Source organism: Variovorax sp. VaC1, assembly GCF_043658315.1.
Taxonomy (GTDB): Bacteria; Pseudomonadota; Gammaproteobacteria; order Burkholderiales; family Burkholderiaceae_C; genus Variovorax.
In genome coordinates this window covers 81,673-103,652 of the sequence record NZ_JBIGLT010000004.1, presented here as the reverse complement: position 1 = coordinate 103,652, position 21,980 = coordinate 81,673, and the positions used below count along the sequence as shown (strand labels likewise).

Below are 21,980 nucleotides of genomic sequence, written 5' to 3'. Positions count from 1 at the left end.
CCATGGGACGCGGCCGGGCGTCTTGCTATGCTCGACCTTCGTTTTTCCTTCTCCCATGGCACGTCCTCCCACATCCGCTCCTTCGCTCGAACGTGGTCCTGGCACCTCGCTGCACCGGCAGTTGTTCGTCGTGCTGCGCGACGAAATCACCCGTGGCGTCTATGCCTCCGGCGCGTTGCCGAAGGAAGAAGCGCTGTGCGAGCGCTTCGGCGTGTCGCGCATCACGGTGCGGCGCGCGCTGGGCGACCTCGCTTCGCTTGGTCTCGTGGAGCGCCGCCATGGGCTCGGCACCTTCGTGCGCGCCGATCTGCCGCAGGTGCGCGCAAGGCCCAGCCTCGGCCTGATCGACGGGCTGCGCAAGGCGGCGCTCGAAACCGATGTCGAGGTGCTCGAGGTCGCGCAAGCGGAGACGCCGCCCGATGTGGCCGCGCTGCTGCAGATCGAAGCCGGCGAGAAGGCGGTGCATGCGCTGCGCCTGCGCAGCATCGATGGCGTGCCGGTCATGCTCACCGACGCCTGGGTGCCGGCACAGCTGGGCAAGCGCGTGTCGGCCAGCGCGTTGCGCAAGCACGCGCTCTACGAGATCCTGCTGGCGCAGGGCGTGAAGTTCGGCCGTGTGGTGCAGGAGATCACGGCCGAGGTGGCCGACCCCGCGCGCGCGCGGCTGCTGCAGATCGAGACGGGCGCGCCGCTGCTGAAGATGGTGCGTCTGCTGCACGACCTGGACGCGCGGCCGGTGCTGCACCTGACCGTGTCGTTGACGGCGGAGCGCAGCCGCATCCTCATGGACATCGCGGGTGAGACGATCAACACGCTCACGGCGGGGCAGGTGGTGCACGACGTGCACCCGCCCTCGTCGTCGCCCAGGCGGCGGGCCTAGCGGGCCTTCTGCAGGTCAGGGCAAGAGGTACTCCAGTACCTCGTCGCCCGCCGCATCGATCTCGCCCGTGGGCTTCCAGCCCAGGTGCCTGTAGAAGCCATGCGAGCGGACTTGCGGATCGGACGAGCAGCCCAGAAAAAGCCGCTTGAAGCCCAGTGCCCTGAACGCCTCGACCATCAGGCCGAGGAGTTCCTTGCCGATGCCCTTGCCTTCGTACGCCGGCAGCAGCGCAAGCACGGCGATCTCGCCGGTCTCGCGCTCGCCGAAGCAATAGCCGGCCAGCTCGCCATCGACCTGTGCCACGTAGCCGGGCAAAGAGCCGTCGGCGATGGCGGATTGCCAGCTCTCCAGCGTGATGCCGATGGCTTTCAGTTCTTCGACCGAGAAGGCGTTCTCACGGGTCTTGCCTCGCAAGTCGATGCACGCGGGCGTGTCTTGAGGAACCGCTTTTCTGTAGACGACGTTCATGCGTTCCGTTCATTCACGCGCATCAGTCGTTGCTGTGCAGCGTCGTGTTCAACCCGCCCCAGCGCTGCGCATTGGTCTCCAGCACTTCGACCGCACCGCTCTGGCTGTTGCGCCGATAGAGAAGGCCGGACTTGCCCGACAACGCCCTGGCAGGCACCACGCTGCCGTCCGGCAGCTTGACCTTCGTGCCCGCAGTCACATACAGCCCCGCTTCGACGATGCATTCGTCGCCCAGCGAAATGCCGATGCCCGCATTGGCGCCCAACAGGCTGCGCTCGCCGATGGCGTTCTTCGTCTTGCCGCCGCCGGAGAGCGTGCCCATGATGGACGCGCCCGCGCCGATGTCGGAGTTCTTGCCGACGGTCACGCCCGGCGTGATGCGCCCTTCGACCATCGACTCGCCCAGCGTCCCCGCATTGAAGTTGACGAAGCCCTCGTGCATGACGGTGGTGCCCGGCGACAGATGCGCGCCGAGCCGCACGCGGTCGGCGTCGGCGATGCGCACGCCGGTCGGCACGACGTAGTCGCTCATGCGCGGGAACTTGTCGATCGAGGGCACCGTGAGGTGGTGGTATTCGGATGCGACCAGGTGCCGCAGTTCATCGACCTTCGATGGAAGCACCGGGCCGGCTGAAGTCCATGCCACGTTCTGGAGCAGGCCGAACAGGCCTTCGAGGTTGATCTCGTTTGGCCGCATCGCCAGTTCGGACAGAAGGTGCAGGCGCAGGTAGGCCTCTTCGGTCGATGCCGGCGGCGCATCGAGCGATTCGATGCGCACCTCGATGGTGTCGCCCGCGATCAGGCCGACCTTCTCGGCAAGGCAGCGCCGGTGGTTGAAGGTGACGTGCCTGGGAAACCAGACGTCGAGGGTCTTGCCCGTCTCGACGTCGCGATAGCGATGGCCGGTGCGCTGGATGGTCATGGAAAGCTCTTCTACGTTGATGGAGTGTTCTGGCTGGAAGGACGGCAGGCACCGCGTCGGCGGCTGTCTTCCGCGAGAATGCCATACGACATGCGCCGGCCATTCCCGGCGCGGAGCAAAAAACAATGACAACACACGAGACGACCGCCCACCAGGCGGATTCGCGCTACGCCATGCTGCGCCTGGCGCTCACGCTGCTGATCATGACGGTCGGCAGCAGCGGCATGTACGTGGTGTCGGTGATGCTGCCCGCGGTGCAGGCCGAGTTCGGCATCGCGCGCGCCGATGCCTCGCTGCCCTACACCTTGCTGATGCTGGGCTTCGGCCTGGGCGGTGTGCTCATGGGGCGCGTGGCCGACCGTGTCGGCGTGATGTGGCCGCTGCTCTTCGGTTCGGTGTTCCTGGGCGTGGGGTACGTCGCGACGGGCATGTCGGGTGGCATTGTGTCGTTCACCATCGCGCAGGCATTGCTGGTCGGCCTGCTCGGCAGTTCGGTGGCCTTCGCGCCGCTGGTGGCCGACACCTCGCTCTGGTTCGTCAAGCGGCGCGGCATCGCGGTCGCGGTGTGCGCGAGCGGCAACTACCTGGCCGGCGCGGTGTGGCCGCCGATCGCGCAGCACTTCGTCGAACTGGTGGGCTGGCGCCAGACCTACATCGGCATGGGCATCTTCTGCGGCGTCACGATGGCGCTGCTGGCGCTGTGCTTCAAGGCGCGGCCACCGGCCCTTGCGCCGGCGACGGCCAAGGCCAGCGCATCGAGCACCGCACGGCCGCGCGACCTCACGCGCCCCTTCGGCCTGAGCATGGGCGCGGCGCAAAGCCTGTTGTGCGTGGCGGGCGTGGCCTGCTGCGTGGCGATGGCGATGCCGCAGGTGCACATCGTGGCCTATTGCGGCGACCTGGGTTATGGGCCGGCACAGGGCGCGATCATGTTGTCGCTGATGCTGGGCTTCGGCATCGTGAGCCGGCTGGTGTCGGGCGTGATCTGCGACCGCATCGGCGGGCTGCGCACGTTGCTGCTGGGCGGTGTGCTGCAGTGCGTGGCGCTGCTGCTGTTCCTGCCCTTCGACGGACTGGTGCCGCTGTATGTGATCTCGGCGCTGTTCGGGCTGTTCCAGGGCGGCATCGTGCCGTCGTACGCGATCATCGTGCGCGAGCATTTCCCGCCGGCGGAAGCGGGTGCGCGCGTGGGCACGGTGCTGATGTTCACGCTGTTCGGCATGGCGCTGGGCGGCTGGATGTCGGGCAAGGTCTTCGACCTGACCGGCAGTTACCACGCGGCCTTCTTGAACGGCATCGGCTGGAACCTGGTGAACGTGAGCATCGCGAGCTTCCTGCTGTTCCGGCTGCGCCGCGTGCGCACGCTTGCCGTGGCCTGAAGGCGCGCGCCGGACTTTTCAGGCGGCTTCGGCAACGAGCCGGCCGAGCGTCTGCATCGCCTGTTCGCTTTGCGCGTCCCATGCGTGGCCGTAGTTGAGGCGCAGGCAGTTCGTGAAGGCGCGCGTGGCCGAGAAGATCGGGCCGGGCGCGACGCTGATGCCCCGCTCCAGCGCCCTTCGGTGAATGTCCAGCGCGTTCACGTGCGCCGGCAGTTCGACCCACAGGAAGTACCCGCCCAGCGGCCGCGTCGCGCGCGTGCCCGCCGGAAAGTAATGCCCCACCGCCTGCGCAAACGTGGCTTGCTGCATCGCCAGCGTCTGGCGCAGCTTGCGCAGGTGCTTGTCGAGCCCGCCTTTTTCCAGATAGGTCGCGAGCGCGAGCTGCGCCGGCGCCGAGGTGCTGAGCGTGGTCGTGAGCTTCTGCCGCGCCACCTTGCGCGCGAAGCGCCCGGCCGATGTCCAGCCGATGCGATACCCCGGCGCCAGGCACTTCGAGAAAGAGGCGCAATGCAGCACCAGGCCCTGCGTGTCGAAGGCCTTGGCCGGGGGAGGGCGCCGGTCGCCGAAGTAAAGCTCGGCATACACGTCGTCTTCGATCAGCGGCAGTTCATGCCGCGCCAGCAGTTCGACCAGCGCCTTTTTCTTCGCGTCGGGCATCAGGCTGCCGAGCGGGTTCTGGAAGGTGGTCATGAGCCAGCAGGCGCGCGGCTTGTGGGCCGCGATGGCCAGCTCCAGCGCGGCGAGGTCGATGCCCTCGCCCGGGTGCGTCGGCACCTCGATGGCCTGCAGGCCCATGCGCTCCAGCGCCTGCAGCGCGGCATAGAAGGTGGGTGACTCGACGATCACCGCGTCGCCCGGCCGCGTGACCGCCGACAGGCACAGGTTGAGCGCCTCCAGCGCGCCATTGGTGATGACGATTTCATCGGCCGCGACCGGCATGCCGTCGGCCAGGTAGCGCAGCGCGATCTGGCGCCGCAGTGCGGTGCTGCCGGGCGTGAGGTCGTCCACGGTGCGCCACGGGTCGAGCGACTTGGCGCTGGCGGCCATGAACTGCCCGAGCCGCGCGAGCGGAAACAGCAGCGGGCTCGGAAAGGCCGAGCCGAAGGGCACGACCCTGCGCGACATGCTGGCTTCGAGGATGTCGAACACCCGGTCGCTCATGTCGAGCGACATCGGGCCTTCGGCGGGGCGGGAGGTGAGCGTCGATTCCGGTGGCGCATCGCGCAGACCGCCAGCCGCCACGTAGTAGCCCGAGCGGTCGCGTGCGCGCACCAGCCCGCGCGCTTCGAGCAGGTAGTAGGCCTGGAACACGGTGGACGCGCTCACGCCACGGGTCTGGCCGGTGTGCCGCACCGAGGGCAGGCGGTCGCCGGTCTTCAGGGTGCCGTTGCGGATCGAGGCCTCGATGTCGGCGGCCAGGGCTTCGTAACGCTTCATCGCGGGGTGGTTGTCATTCGCGGGGGACTTTATCTGCTCCGGTGAATCGAGGCGGATCTGCATCTGTTTTTTTGGGCCCGCCTGGGCGACACTCGACCCCATGTCGAATCTCATGCGCGCGCTGCGCGCCGTTCTCTGGAGTTTCATCGGGCTGGGTGGCCGTCGCGCCGATGCCGACAAGCGGACGGCGCAGGTCGGCATCCTGCCGCTGATCGGTGTGGCCTTCGTCGTGGTGCTGCTGTTGATCGCGGGCCTGCTGGGCCTGGCGCACTACGCAGCCGGCGCATGAGGATGCGCCTTCGATCCGCCGCCGCAGCGCTGCTGCTCCTCGCATCCGGCGTGGCGAGCGTTGCAGGCGCCGCAACGCCCACGACCGTGCCCGACACCATCGAACAGCGCGTGGCCGCCTGCATCGCCTGCCACGGCCGCGAGGGCGCGACCACCAATGCCGGCTACTTTCCGCGCCTGGCGGGCAAGCCGGCCGGCTACCTGTTCAACCAGCTCGTGAGCTTCCGTGATGGCCGTCGCTTCAACAGCGACATGACCTACATGGTGCAGCACCTCTCGGACGACTACCTGCGCGAGATGGCCGAGTACTTCGCAGGGCTCGACCTGCCTTATCCACCGATCTCGCCGCTGAGCGACGCCAAGCCCGAGGTGCTCGAGCGCGGCCGCGTGCTCGCGCTGCAGGGCGATGCGGAGCGCCGTCTGCCGGCCTGCGTGCAGTGCCACGGTGCCGCGTTGACGGGCGTGCAGCCCGCCACCCCCGGCCTGCTGGGCCTGCCGCGCTTGTACGTGGCGTCGCAGCTCGGTGCCTGGCTGACCAACGACCGGCATGCGGTGGCGCCCGATTGCATGGCCGAAGTCGGCCGCCGCATGTGGACCTCGGACGTCAATGCCGTCGCGAGCTGGCTGGCCACGCAGCCGATGCCGGCCAACACGAAGGCCGTCGCGTCACTGCCCGCGCCCATGCCCATCGCCTGCGGCGGTACCTCGAAGTGACGAAAGAAGCACGCATGAGCCTGTTGCGACGCACCGGATGGGTGGCGCTGGTGCTGGTCGTGCTGGCGGCGCTGGCCGCCGGCGCCCTGGTGATGATGAACCTGCGCGGCGAAGATGCCCTGCCCGAGCAGGCCGAGAGCTTCAACGCCACGCCCCAACTGGTCGAGCGCGGCCGCTACCTGGCGCTGGCCGGCAACTGCGCGGGCTGCCACACCACGCGCGGCGGCCGTCCCTATGCGGGCGGCCTGCCCATCGAGACGCCCTTCGGCACCATCTATTCGAGCAACCTGACGCCCGATGCGCACACCGGCATCGGCAGCTGGAGCAGCGCGCATTTCTGGCGCGCGATGCACAACGGCCGCAGCAAGGACGGGCGCCTGCTGTACCCGGCCTTTCCGTACCCGAACTTCACCAAGGTGACGCGCGAGGACTCGGACGCGATCTACGCCTACCTGCGCAGCATCGAGCCCGCAACGGAGCAGAACCGCGCGCACCGCCTGCGCTTTCCGTACGACACGCAGGCCGCGCTGGCCGTGTGGCGTGCGCTCTCGTTCAAGCCCGAGGCTTTCGTCGCCAATGCGGGCAAGCCGGCCGAGTGGAACCGCGGTGCCTACCTCGTCGATGGGCTCGGGCATTGCATCGCCTGCCACGGCAGCCGCAATTCGCTGGGCGCCACCAACACCAAGCTCGGCCTCTCGGGCGGCCTGATCGCGGTCGAGAACTGGTATGCCCCGTCGCTCACCGATCCGCATGAAGCGGGCCTGGCCGACTGGCCGGTAGCCGACGTGGTGTCGCTGCTCAAGAGCGGCGTGGCGCCGCGCGGCTCGGTGATGGGGCCGATGGCCGATGTGGTGTTTCGCAGCACGCAGTACCTGAGCGATTCGGACCTGACCGCGATGGCCAGCTACCTGAAGGACCTGCCCGACGTGCCGAAGGCAGAGGCCACAGCCGGCACCAAGGCACCCATCCGCCGCGACGCCGGCACCATGGCGCGCGGCGCGAAGATCTACGACCAGCGTTGTGCCTACTGCCACGGCGACCAGGGGCAGGGCGCGGTGGGCGCGTACCCGCCGCTCGCGGGCAACCGCGCGGTGAACATGGCGAAGCCCACCAACCTGATCCAGGTGATCGCCCACGGCGGCTTCCTGCCCTCGACGCCGGGCAACCCGCGCCCCTATGGCATGCCGCCGTTCGGGCAGACGCTCGATGCGGACGACGTGGCCTCGGTGCTGACCTACATCCGCGGCTCGTGGGGCAACAACAGCGCGCCCGTCACGCAACTCGACACGATGCGGCGCTGAGCCGCCGCACCGGGTCGCCGGGCTGCCGTTGGCGGTCTGTCAGATGTTGGTGCTCGACGGAATCCGGCTCGGCAGCAGATGCTCGTAAGGCCGCGAGCGCGCGGTGTTGCGCTGGCCGATGGTGTTCTCGATGACGCCGAGCGCATTGCGAAAGCGCTCCAGCGGCCCGCCCGGCCCGGCGATGGCTGGGTCCAGCAGCACCGGCAGGTGCGGGAAGGCGTTGTCCTTGTATTCGCCGAGCGGCCGGTAGTACACGCCGCCCAGGATGTGGAACAGCAGGATCTGCTCTTGCGCCGCCAGCCGCGACGGCAGCATCTGCGACCAGCTCGCCTCGCTCTGGCCCGCGTTGCCCGTGGGGGCCGGCGTGCCGCCCGCGCCCGCGCTGAAGGGCGCGTAGGTCATCACCGAGTACTGCGGGAAGTTCACCGCCGCGTGCTGCGCGCTCGCGTTGAAGATGATCGCGGTCAGCACGTCGACCAGCTGCGCGCGCGTGGTGATCGCGCGAAAGCCCTTGATCTTTCCGCTGGTCGCCAGCTCGGTGGCCCAGGCATTCAGCTCGTAGTCGCCGGTGACGTCGCTGTCGCTCAGGTAGTAGGTCGCCACGTAGTCGCCGACCCACTGCGCGATGGCGTTCCACACCAGCAGCGCGTCGTCGCGGTAGGGGTAGTCGGGGAGGGCGGCGGCATCGTCCACGCCGCGCGTGCGCAGGTCGTTGGGCAGCATGCTGGCGTAGAAGTCGTAGGCCAGCCGGTCGCGGCCGCACTGCTGCTGCAGCGTCTCGATGGGCGCGGTCAGGATCACGTCGCCCGTGGTCAGCGGCGCCATGATGATGAGCGTCGCGAACTCGTTGATGAACATCGCGCCTTCGAGGTGCGGCGAAAGCAGCCGGCTCAGCGGATGCGCCGTTGCCAACTGCCGCTGCGTGGCCATCGCGAAGGCCTCGGACATCAGGTGCGTGCGGCCCAAGTGCACGAACATCTCGTGATAGTTGAAGTCCGCCACCTGCACCGTGGTCTTGGCCGACTGCCAGCCCCAGTAGGCCTCGGCATTGGTGGTGTCGTCCACGCGCAGGAAGATCGGATACAGCGCCGGGTCTTGCCCGCACTGGATCGCCACCGGCACCAGCGAGCGCCCGTTCTTCGGCCGCGCGAACAGTGCCACCGGCGCGTAGACATAGCTCGTGCCCGTGAGCGGCTTGGTCACCGGGCCGGTCGGTGCCATGTCGCCCAGGCCCACGTAGTCGAGCAGGTACAGCCGGCCCGATGCGGCCGCATCGGCGAGGCTGTCGTCGTTGCCCATCACCTGCCGGTACTGCGCGTCGGCCAGCGGGAACTTCGTCGGCAGCGACGTCGCGCGCTGCAGCAGCATCGGGTTGGGCCCGCCCACGCGCATGTACGCGAACAGGTCGTTGTCATGCAGGATCTGCGAGATCGCGGGCTTGTCGATGGTGACGAACAGCGCGTCGTACTGCGCGAGCGTCTTCGGCCCGTTGAGCGCGCCCAGCGGGCCTTGCGAGAGCAGGTCCTGGTGGATCTGCTTGAGCTGCGTGGTGATGTCGCCCACGCTGCCGGCGAGCGTGCCCAGCAGCGTCAGCACCGCGGCCGGCAGCGTGAGCAGGCCCGCGTTCTGCGCGGCCAGCTGGTCGAAGCTGGCCTGCAACCCGGCGATGCGCGTGCGCAGGTTGTCGAGCGTCTGCAGGTTGTTCGACGCCAGCGTGCTGGTGGCGAACGAGGCCGCGAAATTGATCACCGCCTCGACCGCCTTCGCCACCGTCTTCAACTGATGCTCGACCGCCGGCAGCTCGCTCAGCGGCACTACCGCGCCCATCGGCACGCCGGCAAGGTTGATGTGCGATTCGGTCCACAGGTAGGTGGCCTGTCGCCCCACCAGCTCGAGCCGCCGCAGCGTGGCGCTGATCGGATCGATCTTCTGCGGCAACGTGGGCTTGAGCACCGGCAGGGCCGCGGATGCGGTCGAAGGTTTGCCGGCCAGCAGGCCCAGGCCGCCCGCCGAGGCGGACCATTTGAGGATGTCTCTGCGCTTCATCGAAGGGGTCCCTGTTGTTGTGGGTGTGGGGAGCCGAAGACGGGAGGGGGATGGATTCGGCCCACTAAATCGAACGCTCGTTCTATTTAGTGGGCGGATTCTGCGGAGCGGCCCTTGAATTGGCAATGAGGGTCGGTACTGAGGGCGAAGGTACACATCCGCAGTACCAGAGCCCTTCTTCAGGCAGTGTGTGGATGTCGCGCGTTTTCGTAGAGCGTTTGCGCCAACGTCCGGTGCCGTGCCAGCAGCGGTGCCAGCTCCAGGCCCATGAAGTCGCCGCCGCGGACCACCACGCGCCCATCGATCACGCTCAACGCAACCGAACCCGGCGTACAGAACACCAGCGCCGCCACCAGGTCATGCCCCGCACCCGCATGCGCCACGCCGCGCATGTCGAAGGCCACAACGTCCGCCGACATGCCCGGCGCCAGCGCCCCCACGTCGTCGCGCCCCAGCACGCGCGCGCCGCCGAGCGTGGCGATCTCCAGCGCCTCGCGTGCCGTCATCGCCGCCGGGCCGTAGCCCACGCGCTGCAGCAGCATGGCCTGCCGTGCTTCGCCCAGCATGTGGGCGCCGTCGTTCGATGCGCTGCCGTCCACGCCCAGGCCCACGGGCACGCCCGCGCGGCGCATCGCGCCGATGGGCGCAATGCCCGAGGCCAGCCGCATGTTGGAGCAGGGGCAGTGCGCCACGCCGGTGCCGGTGCGGCCGAACAGCGCGATGCCGGCTTCGTCGAGCTTCACGCAGTGCGCATGCCACACGTCGCGGCCGACCCAGCCCAGGTCTTCGGCGTACTCGGCCGGCGTCATGCCGAACTTCTCGCGCGAGTAGGCGACGTCGTTGTCGTTCTCGGCCAGGTGCGTGTGCAGCGACACGCCGCGCTCACGCGCGAGTTCTGCCGACAGCCGCATCAGGTCGCGCGAGACAGAGAACGGCGAGCAGGGCGCGAGCACGATGCGGCGCATCGAGTGGCGCGAGGCGTCGTGCCAGCGGCCGATGAGGCGCTCGCTGTCGCGCAGGATCGCTTTTTCGGTCTCGACCACCTCGTCGGGCGGCAGGCCACCGGCGCTGCGGCCCACGCTCATGCTGCCGCGCGCGGCGTGGAAGCGCATGCCCATCGCATCGGCCGCCTCGATCGAATCGTCGAGCTTCGAGCCGTTGGGAAACAGGTAGAGGTGGTCGCTGGTGGTGGTGCAGCCCGAGAGCATCAGCTCGGCCATCGCGGTCTGCGTCGACACGCGGATCATCTCGGGCGTGATGCGCGCCCACAGCAGGTACAGGTTGGTGAGCCAGCCGAACAGCTCGGCGTCCTGCGCCTCGGGCACGGCGCGCGTGAGGCTCTGGTACATGTGGTGGTGCGTGTTGACCAGGCCCGGCATCACGACATGGCCGTGCATGTCGATGGCTTCGGCGCCACCGTTGCGCAGCGCGTCGAGATACACGGCGGGCAACTCGGCCGTGGGCCCCACCCAGGCCACGGCGGGCCCGTCGCACACCACGGCGCCGTCGGCGATTTCGCGCCGCGCGGCGTCCATGGTGACCAGAACGTCGGCATGTCGAAGGATCAGCATGCCGGCATTCTTGCCCGCGCTCAGAGGTCGGGCAACCCCATGGCCGGATCGCTCACGGTGTGCTTGCCGGTTTCCACGCGGCCCGCAAAGCGACGGTAGTAGGCGGGGTCGGCATCGCAGGTGACGGCGAAGTCGTACCACTGGCCGCTGTCCGCAAGCGCCCAGTGCTGGTCCATGTTGGCGCCGCCGTTCACCGTTGCGGTCCACGGGCCGTCGGTGCGGTAGGCCTTGGCGGTGATGGTGAACTTGCATGCGGCCTTGCCGTCATTGCGCATGTTCAGGTAGACGTTGCCGTTGGCGATGTCGTAGCACACGCGCACCTCGGGCAGCGCCACACCGCCTGCGCGCAGGGTGTTGAGGTTGCCCTTGAAGTGGCGGTGAAAGCCGTTGGGGCCCAGCACCCACAGGTCGTAGGCGCCGGCATCGTCGGCCATGGCGGCCCAGGTGTCGTCCAGCGTCTTGCCGGCCTCGACGACGTAGCGGCGCGGCAGTCGGTCCAGGTGCAGCTTGTCGTAGACATGAAACACGGCAGCCGCCTTGCCGCTGTTGGCGAACAGCAGCTTGAGCTTGCCGCCGGTCGCATCGGCCAGCGCGCTGGTGTGCAGCTCGTAGGGGAGCGCGCGGGAAGGCCGCGAGCCGGTGGGCTGGCGCGGCAGTTGCGGGTCGAGTGGCAGCGGCACCTGCTTCAGCGCTTCCTGGTCGATGCGCAACTGGTCGGCCTCGGGCCTGTTCTTGCGTCCGGTCAACGTGGGCGGCGCCTCGCTGTTCGGCGTCGCGAAGTTGAAGGCGCTCGTGAGGTCGCCGCACACGGTGCGGCGGTAGGGCGAGATGTTCGGCTCCTTCACGCCGAAGCGAGCCTCGATGAAGCGCAGCACCGAGGTGTGGTCGAACACCTGCGAGTTGACCCAGCCGCCGCGGCTCCACGGCGAGAGCACATACAGCGGCACGCGCGGACCGGGGCCGAACACGCGGCCGTCAGGCGTGGGCTGCGAGCTGCTGCCCGCCGGCGCTGGCTGGGTGAAGTATTCGTGCGCCATGTCGGCGTCGGCGAGCGTCGTCTTGCCCGCGATGGGGCTCTGGGGGTTGGTGGGGTCGATCCGCGAGGGCGCGGACGGCGACGGCACGTGGTCGAAGTAGCCGTCGTTCTCGTCGAAGTTGACCAGCAGCACGGTCTTGCTCCAGACCTCGGGCACGGCCGTCAGCGCATCCAGTATTTCCTGCAGGAACCATGCGCCCTGCACCGGGCTGGACGGATCGGGGTGTTCGCAATAGATCGAGGGCGCGTTGATCCAGCTCACCTTCGGCAGGCGGCCAGCCTTGATGTCGCGCCGGAACGCGTCGAGGTATTCCTCGGGCTTGTTGCCCGGCAAGGTGTTGGCGATGCCCTTGTAGAGCGGGTTGCCCGGGTTGTCGCTGGCGGGGTCGTAGGCGTGATAGGGCACTGCCTGGCCGGTGTCGGAATAGGGCTTGTTGGGCTTCCCACCGCTGGAGACCGGGAAGGGCGAGGCCCGGTTGGCGCGCCTGTACTGGCGAAAGGCGCCGAGCATGTTGTCACCCCATTCGTCGGGCATGTTCTGGTAGCAGATCCAGCTCACGCCTGCCTCTTCGAGCCGCTCGGCGTAGGTCTTCCATGTGTAGCCGGTGTCCACCGCCGGGGTGCGGCCGTCGAGCCAGTCCCATTCGTTATTGACGAAGGCCACGCCCTGCGCGGCCGGCCCGTTGGAGCCGGTCAGGTGGAACGAGCGGTTGGCGTCGGTGCCGGTGTGCATGGCGCAGTGATAGCTGTCGCACAGCGTGAAGGCGTTGGCCAGCGAGAACTGGAACGGTATTTCCGCTTCCTTGAAATAGCCCATGCCGGCGGTGGTCTTGTGGCGTGCCCATTGGGACAGGCGGCCGCCGTCCCAGGCATCCTGGCTGTCGACCCACGTGTGCGGCGTGCCGGTCGTTCGCTGTGCGTTGCCCTTGGTCTGGTCCAGGTGGTAGGGCAGCACGATCTTGCCGCCGGCATCGCTCTGCTGCCAGACGTTGCGCCCGCCCGGCAACGGAACGGTGAAGCGGTCGCCAAAACCACGTACGCCCGGCAGCGTGCCGAAGTAGTGGTCGAAGGAGCGGTTCTCCTGCATCAGGATGACGATGTGTTCGACGTCTTCGATGGTGCCGGTCTTGTTGTTGGCCGGAATGGCGAGCGCGCGGCGGATGCTCGGCGGAAAGGCCGAGAGTGCGAGCGCGGCGGCGCCCGTGGTGGCCGTGCCGGTGAGGAATTTGCGGCGTGAATTCATGGACTTCTCGTTGTGGTTCTTCGGGCGCTCAGGGGGCGCAGCGCTTTTCGGGCTTGACGCCGGTGTCCGGTGCGGGAGGCGTGGGGTCTGGCGTGCCCGCGACGGGCGGGTTGGGGAGGCCGACGCTGTTGCTGCTGCCGCCGCAAGCGGAAAGCGCGCAGGCAATGAAGAACAGCGCGCACGCGTGATGCGTGCGCGACGTGATGAGTCGCATGGGAAATCCTCTCTCGATGTTGTGGCGCCGAGGCTAGTCAGCCCGGGTGACATCGAGATGACCCCTTCAATGTGGAGGCGTAAGCGCACGCTGTGTGCGCTTTCCGCTCCGTCAGCGATGCATGGCGAGGCTCAGAGGTCGGCCATGCCCATCGCCGGATCGCTCACGGTGTGCCTGCCGGTTTCCATGCGGCCCGCAAAGCGCCGGTAGTAGGCGGGGTCGGCGTCACAGGTCACGGCAAAGTCGTACCACTGGCCGCTGTCTGAAAGGCTCCAGTGCCGCTCAGTGGCCGCGCCGCCATTCACCGTTGCGGTCCACGGGCCATCGGTGCGGTAGGCCTTGGCCGCGATGGTGAAGGTGCAGGCCTGCCTGCCGTCGTTGCGCATGCGCAGGTGGACATTGCCGCTTGCGATGTCGTAGCGCACATGGACTTCGGGGCGGGCTGCACCGGCCTTGTTCAGCGTGGCGAGGTCGCCTTTGAAGTGGCGGTGAAAGCCGTTCGGCCCCAGCACCCACAGGTCGTAGGCGCCGGCGTCGTCGGCCATGGCGGCCCAGGTGTCGTCGAGCGACTTGCCCGCTTCCACCATGTAGCGGCGCGGCAGACGGTCGAGGTGCAGCTTGTCGTACACATGGAACACGGCGGCCGCCTTGCCGGTGTTGGCGAACAGCAGCTGCAGCGTGCCGCCAGCCGCATCGGCCTTGGCGCTCGCATGCAGTTCGTAGGGCAGAGCGCGCGAAGGCCGTGTGCCCGTGGCCTGCACTGGCAGCTTGCCATCGGCCGGTGGCGTGACCTGCGGCAGGGTGTCCTGCTCGGCGCGCAACCGGTCGGCCTCGGCCTTGGTCTTTCGGCCCGCAAGTGTGGGCAGCAGTTCTCCGTTCGGCGTGGCGAAGTTGAAGGCGCTCGTGAGGTCGCCGTTGACCGCGCGGCGGAACGGCCCGATGTTGGTCTCCTTGACGCCGAAGCGCGCTTCGAGAAAGCGCAGCACCGAGGTGTGGTCGAAGGTCTGCGAATTGACCCAGCCGCCGCGGCTCCAGGGCGAGATCACGTACATCGGTACGCGCATGCCGGGGCCGTAGACATTGCCGTCGGGCTTGGGCTGGGCGGTGGGCACGCCCGGCGGTGGCGGGTGGTTGAAGTACTCGCAGCCCAGGTCCGCGTCGGACATCGTGGTCTTGCCCGCGAAGGCCTTCACGGCGGGGTCGGCCGATGGAATGGGCGAAGGCGCCGAGGCCGATGGCATGTGGTCGAAGTAGCCGTCGTTCTCGTCGAAGTTGACGAACAGCACGGTCTTGCTCCACACCTCGGGCACCGCGGTGAGCGCATCCAGCGCCTGCTGGATGAACCATGCGCCCTGCACCGGGCTCGATGGGCCGGGGTGCTCGGAGTACACGTCGGGCGGAATGATCCACGACACCTGCGGCAGCCGGCCTGCCTTCACGTCGGCGCGGAAGGCATCGAAGATCGCGCCCGCGTCGAAGGCGGCCTGGTCGGCCACCGGCAGCGTGTTGGCGGTGCCCTTGTAGAGCGGGTTGCCGGCATCGTCGCCGGGTGCATAGGCGTGTGCGGTTCCCTGGGCGTCGGTGGAGTTCACCGGCCTGGCGGATGCTTCGTTCGCCTTGCGGTAGGGCTTGAAGCCCAGCAGCGGATTGCAGCCGTAGTTGTTGGAGATGTTCTGGTAGACCAGCCAGCTGACGTTCGCCTCCTGCAGGCGCTCTGCATAGGTCTTCCACTCGTAGCCCTCGGTCGAAGGTCCGGTCATCGCCCAGCTGTTGACGTTGTTCACGTAGGCCACATTCGCGCCCGTCGGGCCGTTCGTGCCGGTCCAGTGGAAGGCGCGGTTGGCGTGCGTGCCGGTGTGCATCGCGCAGTGGTAGCCGTCGCAGATCGTGAAGGCGTTGGCCAGCGCGAACTGGAACGGAAGCTCCGCCTCCGTCAGGTAGCCCATCGACTGCGTGAAGGGCGCCGTCTTGCTCACCTTCTTGAAGCGCGGCCACTGGGACAGGCGGCCGCCGTCCCAGGCCTTGTGCGAGTCGATCCAGGTGTGCGGCGTGCCGCTCACGCGTTGCGCGTTGCCCTTGGTGCCATCGAGGTGGTAGGGCACCACCTGCCGGCCCGCGTCGTCGAGTTGCTGCCACACGCTCAGGCCGTTGGGCAGGGGAATGGTGAAGCGGTCGCCGAAGCCGCGCACGCCCTTCAGCGTGCCGAAGTAGTGGTCGAAGGCGCGGTTTTCCTGCATCAGGATCACGACGTGCTCGACGTCCATGATCGTGCCGGTCTTGTTGTTGGCGGGAATGGCGAGGGCGCGGCGGATGCTCGGCGGAAAGGCCGAGAGCGCCAGCGCGGCGGCACCCGTGGTGGCGGTGCCTGTGAGGAATTGGCGGCGTGAGGTCATGGTCGTGCTCCGTCGGTTCGTGGCGTGCAGGGCGCCCAGGGCATTCCGGGTTCTACGCCATGGGCGTGACAGCGCCATGCCCATCGACGGACCGGAACAACAGCCGCAACGAAAACGTGGCGCGGCATCGCGCCGCGTTCAGGGCTCGTTGCTGATGCCGCTGGACACATGGCCGGCGGGCACGTGCAGCGATGCCGCATCGACGTGGCCGGTCTGGTCGTCGAAGAAGAAGTCGGGCTCGAACTCGCGCAGAAACTCGCCCTTGGGCAGGCCGCCGAGGAACATGGCCTCGTCGACGCGGATGTTCCACTTCATCAGCGTGCGGATCGCGCGCTCGTGCGCCGGTGCGCTGCGCGCGGTCACCAGCGCGGTGCGGATGCGCATCTGCGCATTGCCGGCCAGCTGCAGGCGGTGCAGCGCGGCCAGCAGCGGCTTGAACGGGCCTTCGGGCAGCGGCAGGTCGGCCTTGCTGAGTTCATGCGCCTGGAAGGCGTCGAGGCCTTCGGCCTGGAACACGCGCTCGGCCTCGTCCGAGAACAGCACCGCGTCGCCGTCGAAGGCGATGCGCACTTCGTTCGGCCACGCATCGCTGGCCTTCACCGATTCGACCAGCACCCGCGCGGCGGGGAAGCCCGCGGCCAGCGCCTCGCGCACGTCTTGCGCGTTGACCGACAGGAACAGGTGCGCGCGCAACGGGCGCAGGTAGCCGAAGGGCGGGCGGCCCTGCGTGAACACGCCGCGCTGCAGCTTGATGTCGGCGGCCGCGCTCGACTTGAAGATGCGCATGCCCGAGACCGGGTCGTTGCGCGAGAGGATCACCACCTCGACACGCTGCACGCCGTCTTCGTTGAAGCGCAGCAGCTTGCGGATCAGCGAGGAGGCGATGCCGGGCGCGGCCGGCACGTCGATGCGGTCGAGCTGCAGCCGCATGTAGCCTTCGTTGTCGCCGGCCTCGAAGATGCGGTTTTCTTCTTCGAGGTTGAACAGCGCCCGCGAGGAGATCGCGACCACGAGCTTGTCTTCGAGCGTTACCGGCATGCGTTCTGCTTCCTGGCCGTTGTCACTTGACGAACTGGTTGAGTTGAATGATCGGCAGCATCACGGCCAGCACGATCAGCATCACCACGCCACCCATCGCCACGATCAGCAGCGGCTCGAGGATGGTGGCCAGGTGCATCGCGCGGCGTTGCACCTCGGCGCCCAACTGGTTGGCCGCGCGCTGCAGCATCAGCGGCAGCGTGCCGGTCTGCTCGCCCAGCCGCGCGAACATCGAGACCAGGCCCGGAAAGCGTTTCTTCTGCGCCAGTGCCGAGGCCAGCGGCGCGCCTTCGCGTACCAGCACCAGCGCGTCGAGCGCGTCGGCGCGCATCGCGCGGTTGCCCAGCGTTTCGGAGGCGGCCTGCAGCGCCCGCAGGATCGGCACGCCGGCCGTGGCCAGCATGGCGAGCGTGCTCGCGAAGCGCGCCGCGTTGTAGCCGCGCGCAAGCTTGCCGACCAGCGGCAGCTTGAGCCACGCGGCATCGAACTTCATGCGAAAGGCTTCCTGAGCCAGCGCCAAGCGCGCGCCAATGGCCATCAGCACCACGGCGCCGAGCATCCACCAGCCGTAGTTGCGCACGCCCGCGCTCAGCGACAGCATCACGGTGGTGAGGAAGGGCAGCGAGCGCTTGGTGCCCGCGAACACCTGCGCCACCTGCGGCACCACGTAGCTCACGAGGAAGATCACGATGACGATGGCCACCAGCGTGACGATGGCCGGGTACAGCGCCGCGCCGATCAGCTTCTGCTGCAGCGCCTGGCGTTCTTCGAGGTCGTCGGCGAGGCGGTCGAGCACCAGCCCGAGGTTGCCGCTCTGCTCGCCGGCACCGATCACGGCCGTGTAGATGGGCGAGAACTCGCGCGAGTGCGCCGACAGCGCACGCGCAAAAGGCGAACCCGCATTGACCTCGGCGCGCAGCGACGCGACGAGGTTGCGTTGCGGCTCGGACTCGGCTTCGTCGGTGAGCGCGGTCAGCGCGCGTTCGAGCGGCAGGCCCGAAGACACGAGGCCCGCGAGCTGCCGCGTCCACACCGCAAGCCCGGTGGAATTGAAGACGCGCTTGCCGCCGCCGAGCCATCGGCCGAGGCCGCTGCGTTCGCCGGTGCCGTTGATGTGATCGCTGCCGACCGGCGTAACCGACAGCGGAATCAGCGCTTGCGCGCGCAGCAGGCTGCGGGCGCTGCGCGCGGTGTCGGCCTCGAGCACGCCTTCGCGCGACTGGCCGCTGGCATCGATGGCTTCGAAGGAATAGGCGGGCATGGCGGGGCCGGAACGCTAATCGCTAGTCGCGCGTGACGCGCAACAGCTCGGCGCGCGAGGTGATGCCGGCCTGCACCAGCCGCTCGCCGTCTTCGCGCATCAGGCGCAGGCCGCCGCGCGCGCCGGCTTGCAGCAGTTCGCTCTCGGCCGCCTTGCTGTGGATCAGGCCCTGCACGGTTTCATCGGCCACCAGCAACTCGAAGATGCCGGTGCGGCCCTGGTAGCCGGTCTGGCCGCAGGCATCGCAGCCGGCGCCGCCGCAGCTCGTGCAGACCTTGCGCACGAGGCGCTGCGCGAGCACGCCCAGCAGCGACGAACTCAGCAGGAAGGGCTCCACGCCCATGTCGGTCAGCCGTGTGACGGCGCTGACCGAATCGTTGGTGTGCAGCGTGGCCAGCACGAGGTGGCCCGTGAGCGACGCCTGGATGGCGATCTGCGCGGTTTCGAAGTCGCGGATTTCACCGATCATGATCACGTCGGGGTCTTGCCGCAGGATGGCGCGCAGGGCCTTGGCGAAGGTGAGTTCGATCTTGGCGTTGATCTGCGTCTGGCCCACGCCCGGCAGCTCGTACTCGATGGGGTCTTCCACCGTCATGATGTTGCTGCGCGTCGCATCGAGCCGGGCCAGCGCGGCATACAGCGTGGTGGTCTTGCCCGAGCCGGTCGGGCCGGTCACGAGGATGATGCCGTGCGGCTGCGTGATGAGCTTTTCGAAGCGCTGCAGCGTGTCGCCCTGCATGCCCACCGATTCGAGCGTGAGCTTCGATTCGCTCTTGTCCAGCAGGCGCAGCACGGCGCGTTCGCCATGCGCGCTCGGCAGCGTCGATACGCGCACGTCGACCGCGCGCGTACCGATGCGCAGCGAGATGCGCCCGTCCTGCGGCAACCGCTTCTCGGAGATGTCGAGGTCGGCCATGATCTTCAGGCGCGAGATCAGCGCGGCGTGCAGCGCGCGGTTGGGCTGCACCACTTCGCGCAGCGTGCCGTCGATGCGAAAGCGCACGGACGATGTGCGCTCGTAGGGCTCGATGTGGATGTCGCTGGCGCCGTCGCGCGCGGCCTGCGTGAGCAGCGCGTTCAGCATGCGGATGATGGGCGCGTCGCCGGCGCTGGCCAGCAGGTCTTCGACTGCCGGCAGCTCCTGCATCATGCGCGAGAGGTCGGCGTCGTTCTGCACTTCGCTCACCACTGCGGCGGCGCTCGATTCGCCCTGCGCGTAGGCCGCGCTGATGCGCTGCGCCAGCGTGCCGTCGGCCAGCACCTCGAAGGCCTGTACGCCGTACTTGCGCGACACCTCGCCGACCGCGCTGCGTGCGGGCTGGGCCGACATCCACAGCGTGTAGCGGCCGTCGTCGGCCTCTTCGAGCAGCAATTGCTGGCTGCGAGCGAAGGCATAGGGCAGGGGATAGCGCATGGGCAGGGTCGGCGGGGCGTGTGCGTGGATGGCGTCGTTGAAACGGAGGATAGAACGATCGGGGCGATCAGGGCAGCTCGCGCGCGCTCACCGGGTCGCCCGTGGGCGGCAGCGCGCCGCGCAGGGGGCTCGGGGCCAGCTTGCGGTTGTCGACCGGCGCGGACGGCTGCGGAATCAGCTGGGTGCCTTGCTCGCGCAGGGTGCCGTTGCGGTTGTCGGAGGTGCCTAGCGGCGGCAGCACCGGCGCGGCATCGACGGCGCGCAGCATCACGTTGTCGGCATTGGGTTGGGCTACTTGTTGCAGGGCGCGGATCTGGTCGTAGCGGTCGTAGGCGAAAGCCTCGGTCGACGCGTTGTCGCGCATCACGACCGGGCGCAGGAACATCATCAGGTTCTTCTTGCTGCGTGAGCGGTTCTCGCTCTTGAACAGATTGCCGAACACCGGGATGTCGCCGGCGAGCGGCACCTTGTCGATGCTGGTGCCGTAGGTGTCCGACAACAGGCCGCCGAGCATCACGAGGCCGCCGTCGTCCACGAGCACGCTCGATTCGAGCGAGCGCTTGTCCGTGGTCGGACCGTTCGGGTCGGTGAGGGTGCCGGCCGTCACGTTGGAGGTCTCCTGGAAGATCGTCATCTTCACGGTGCCGTTCTCGTTGATGGTCGGACGCACGCGCAGGGTGAGGCCGACGTCCTTGCGCTCGACGGTGGTGAACGGGTTCACGCCCACCGAGCCCGAAGTGCTGGCATAGGAGCCCGTGGGGAAGGGGACGTTCTGGCCGATCACGATCTTGGCTTCTTCGTTGTCCAGCGTCAGCAGGTTGGGCGTGGACAGCACGTTGGCGTCGTTGTCGTTGCTGAAGAAGTTCGCCACCGCGCCCAGGATGTACTGGCCACCGATCTTGCCCGCGATGCCGATGTTCAGCCCCGGCTGGATCGACCCCGCCAGGTTGGCGGGGTTGCGGGTGGCCAATGCCTGCGTCAGTGCCAGGATGTTGGACTTGTTGAGGCTGGAGTTGGTGCCGATGACGCCGTTGCTGCCGAGCGCGCTTTGCCATTGCACGCCGAACTGGGCCGCCTTGGTGGCGTTGACCTCGACGATCAGCGCTTCGATCATGACCTGCGCACGGCGGCCGTCGAGCTTGTCGATCACCGCGCGGATCTGGCGGTACTGCGGCTCGGGCGCGGTGATGATCAGCGAGTTGGTCGTCGGGTCGGCCTGGATCTGGCCGCCGGTCGAAGGCTGGTTGTTGTTGTTCAGCGGCGCATTGGCGGCGGCCGAGCCACCGCCGCTGCTTCCGCTCATGCTGGTCTGCATGGCCTGCGGCGCGCTGCTTTGCTGCGGCACCGGGCTGCTGCCGCCACCGCCCACGGCGCCTTGCGTACCCGACTGCTGGTTGGCCGCCATCGCGGCGCGCAGCGTGGCCGCCAGCCGCACCGCGTCGGCGTTCTTCAGGTAGACCACGTAGATGTTGCCGGCCGCGCCGTTGCCGCTGTCCGTGGGTGCGCGGTCGAGCTTCTCGACCAGCGTGCGCACGAGCTGCACGCGCGCCGGATTGGCCGCGCGCAAGATCAGCGAGTTGCTGCGCGGATCGGCCAGCAGCGTGGTGCGGAACGACGCATCGGCCGCGCCCGGCGCAGCGGCGGCGCCCGGTGCGCCCGAGCCGCTGCCGTCGACCAGCCGCTGGACCAGCGGCAGCAGGTCGGTGGCGACCGAGTGCTTGAGCTGGATCACTTCGATGTCCGACGCATTGGGCACGTCGAGCGACGCGATGATGCGGGCCAGCCGGCGCATGTTGTCGGCGTAGTCGGTGATCACGAGCGAGTTGTTGCCCGGGTTCACGTTGATGGTGTTGTTCGGTGGGATCAGCGGGCGCAGCACTGGCAGCAGGCTGTTGGGCGACTCGTAGTTGAGCCTGAAGATCTGCGTGACGATCTGGTTGCTGCCGCTCGACGCGGTCGCGCCGATGGAGGTGTTGACCGTGCTGCTCTGCAGCTTGGCGTCGGCCTCGGGCACGACCTTGTAGAGCCCGTCGGCCTCGACCACCGTGAAGCCCTGCAGCCGCAGCGCCGAGGCGAACTGGTTGAACGCGGCTGCCGGTGCGATGGCGCGGTCGGTGACGAGGTTCATCGTGCCCTTGACGCGCGGATCGACCACCACGTCGCGCCCAGTCACCACGGCCATGGTGCGGGCCACGGCCTCGATGTCGGCGTTGGCGAAGTTCAGCGTGATCGGTTCGCCGCGCCGCGGTGCGTCGCCGGCCTGTGCGAAGGCAGGCGAGACGGCCTGCAGGAGCGACGCCGCGATCAGCATGCGCGCCGCGATGGCGACGATGCCGAGGCGGGCGCCGGGCGAAGACAGTGGCTTCATCATGATC

General features: G+C 68.4%; 17 protein-coding genes. 5 read left to right on the top strand and 12 right to left on the bottom strand.

What is annotated here, in order from left to right; translation table 11 throughout:
- The first annotated feature begins 55 nt into the window (after positions 1-55).
- Positions 56-880 (top strand): GntR family transcriptional regulator, encoded by an 825-nt coding sequence (locus tag ACGLHS_RS17360; protein ID WP_394481652.1) that lies wholly within the window; start codon positions 56-58, stop codon positions 878-880.
- Between the two features lie 15 nt (positions 881-895).
- Here the strand turns inward: ACGLHS_RS17360 and ACGLHS_RS17355 are convergent, their stop codons facing one another.
- On the bottom strand, positions 896-1,348 hold the full coding sequence (locus ACGLHS_RS17355) for a GNAT family N-acetyltransferase (RefSeq protein WP_394481650.1): 453 nt from the start codon (positions 1,346-1,348) through the stop codon (positions 896-898).
- Positions 1,349-1,370: 22 nt separating this feature from the next.
- A complete protein-coding gene (locus ACGLHS_RS17350; protein WP_394481648.1) occupies positions 1,371-2,270 on the bottom strand; it encodes a DapH/DapD/GlmU-related protein in 900 nt (299 codons plus the stop codon).
- Positions 2,271-2,395: 125 nt separating this feature from the next.
- On the opposite strand from ACGLHS_RS17350, the gene ACGLHS_RS17345 reads away from it, so the two are divergent.
- The gene (locus tag ACGLHS_RS17345) at positions 2,396-3,649 is read left to right on the top strand and encodes an MFS transporter (RefSeq protein WP_394481646.1); all 1,254 of its coding nucleotides are present in this window, start codon (positions 2,396-2,398) and stop codon (positions 3,647-3,649) included.
- 18 nt (positions 3,650-3,667) lie between these two features.
- On the opposite strand, the gene ACGLHS_RS17340 is transcribed toward ACGLHS_RS17345, so the two are convergent.
- Positions 3,668-5,086: a PLP-dependent aminotransferase family protein gene (locus ACGLHS_RS17340; protein ID WP_394481644.1), complete on the bottom strand. Its 1,419-nt coding sequence runs from the start codon at positions 5,084-5,086 to the stop codon at positions 3,668-3,670.
- A 100-nt stretch (positions 5,087-5,186) separates the two neighbouring features.
- Between ACGLHS_RS17340 and ACGLHS_RS17335 the strand changes: the two genes are divergently transcribed.
- Genes ACGLHS_RS17335 through ACGLHS_RS17325 form a run of 3 tightly spaced genes read left to right on the top strand, consistent with a single transcriptional unit; the run spans position 5,187 to position 7,389 of the window.
- Positions 5,187-5,375 (top strand): DUF2970 domain-containing protein, encoded by a 189-nt coding sequence (locus ACGLHS_RS17335; protein ID WP_394481641.1) that lies wholly within the window; start codon positions 5,187-5,189, stop codon positions 5,373-5,375.
- Positions 5,372-6,088 (top strand): c-type cytochrome, encoded by a 717-nt coding sequence (locus ACGLHS_RS17330; protein ID WP_394481639.1) that lies wholly within the window; start codon positions 5,372-5,374, stop codon positions 6,086-6,088. Before ACGLHS_RS17335 ends, ACGLHS_RS17330 begins: the two co-directional genes overlap by 4 nt.
- 14 nt (positions 6,089-6,102) lie before the next feature.
- Positions 6,103-7,389, top strand: coding sequence for a c-type cytochrome (locus tag ACGLHS_RS17325; protein WP_394481637.1), 1,287 nt, complete (start codon positions 6,103-6,105; stop codon positions 7,387-7,389).
- 39 nt (positions 7,390-7,428) lie between these two features.
- On the opposite strand, the gene ACGLHS_RS17320 is transcribed toward ACGLHS_RS17325, so the two are convergent.
- The 9 genes from ACGLHS_RS17320 to gspD all read right to left on the bottom strand — a co-directional run bounded on the left by ACGLHS_RS17320 (position 7,429) and on the right by gspD (position 21,973).
- Positions 7,429-9,435, bottom strand: coding sequence for a lipoxygenase family protein (locus ACGLHS_RS17320; RefSeq protein ID WP_394481635.1), 2,007 nt, complete (start codon positions 9,433-9,435; stop codon positions 7,429-7,431).
- A gap of 179 nt (positions 9,436-9,614) precedes the next feature.
- The gene (locus ACGLHS_RS17315) at positions 9,615-11,006 is read right to left on the bottom strand and encodes an 8-oxoguanine deaminase (RefSeq protein WP_394481633.1); all 1,392 of its coding nucleotides are present in this window, start codon (positions 11,004-11,006) and stop codon (positions 9,615-9,617) included.
- A gap of 20 nt (positions 11,007-11,026) precedes the next feature.
- Complete coding sequence (locus tag ACGLHS_RS17310) at positions 11,027-13,285, bottom strand: phosphocholine-specific phospholipase C (RefSeq protein WP_394481631.1); 2,259 nt, start codon at positions 13,283-13,285, stop codon at positions 11,027-11,029.
- A gap of 28 nt (positions 13,286-13,313) precedes the next feature.
- On the bottom strand, positions 13,314-13,499 hold the full coding sequence (locus tag ACGLHS_RS17305) for a hypothetical protein (protein ID WP_093245339.1): 186 nt from the start codon (positions 13,497-13,499) through the stop codon (positions 13,314-13,316).
- A 131-nt stretch (positions 13,500-13,630) separates the two neighbouring features.
- Positions 13,631-15,892 (bottom strand): phosphocholine-specific phospholipase C, encoded by a 2,262-nt coding sequence (locus tag ACGLHS_RS17300; protein ID WP_394481629.1) that lies wholly within the window; start codon positions 15,890-15,892, stop codon positions 13,631-13,633.
- Between the two features lie 138 nt (positions 15,893-16,030).
- Positions 16,031-16,930, bottom strand: a complete 900-nt coding sequence (locus tag ACGLHS_RS17295) for a 5'-nucleotidase (protein ID WP_093245344.1) — start codon at positions 16,928-16,930, stop codon at positions 16,031-16,033.
- Positions 16,931-16,952: 22 nt separating this feature from the next.
- Positions 16,953-18,191: a type II secretion system inner membrane protein GspF gene (gene gspF, locus ACGLHS_RS17290; RefSeq protein WP_093245347.1), complete on the bottom strand. Its 1,239-nt coding sequence runs from the start codon at positions 18,189-18,191 to the stop codon at positions 16,953-16,955.
- Between the two features lie 22 nt (positions 18,192-18,213).
- Entirely contained in the window at positions 18,214-19,605 is a 1,392-nt protein-coding gene (locus ACGLHS_RS17285) for a GspE/PulE family protein (protein WP_394481626.1), read from the bottom strand.
- A gap of 67 nt (positions 19,606-19,672) precedes the next feature.
- The gene (gene gspD / locus ACGLHS_RS17280) at positions 19,673-21,973 is read right to left on the bottom strand and encodes a type II secretion system secretin GspD (protein WP_394481624.1); all 2,301 of its coding nucleotides are present in this window, start codon (positions 21,971-21,973) and stop codon (positions 19,673-19,675) included.
- Positions 21,974-21,980: the final 7 nt, after the last annotated feature.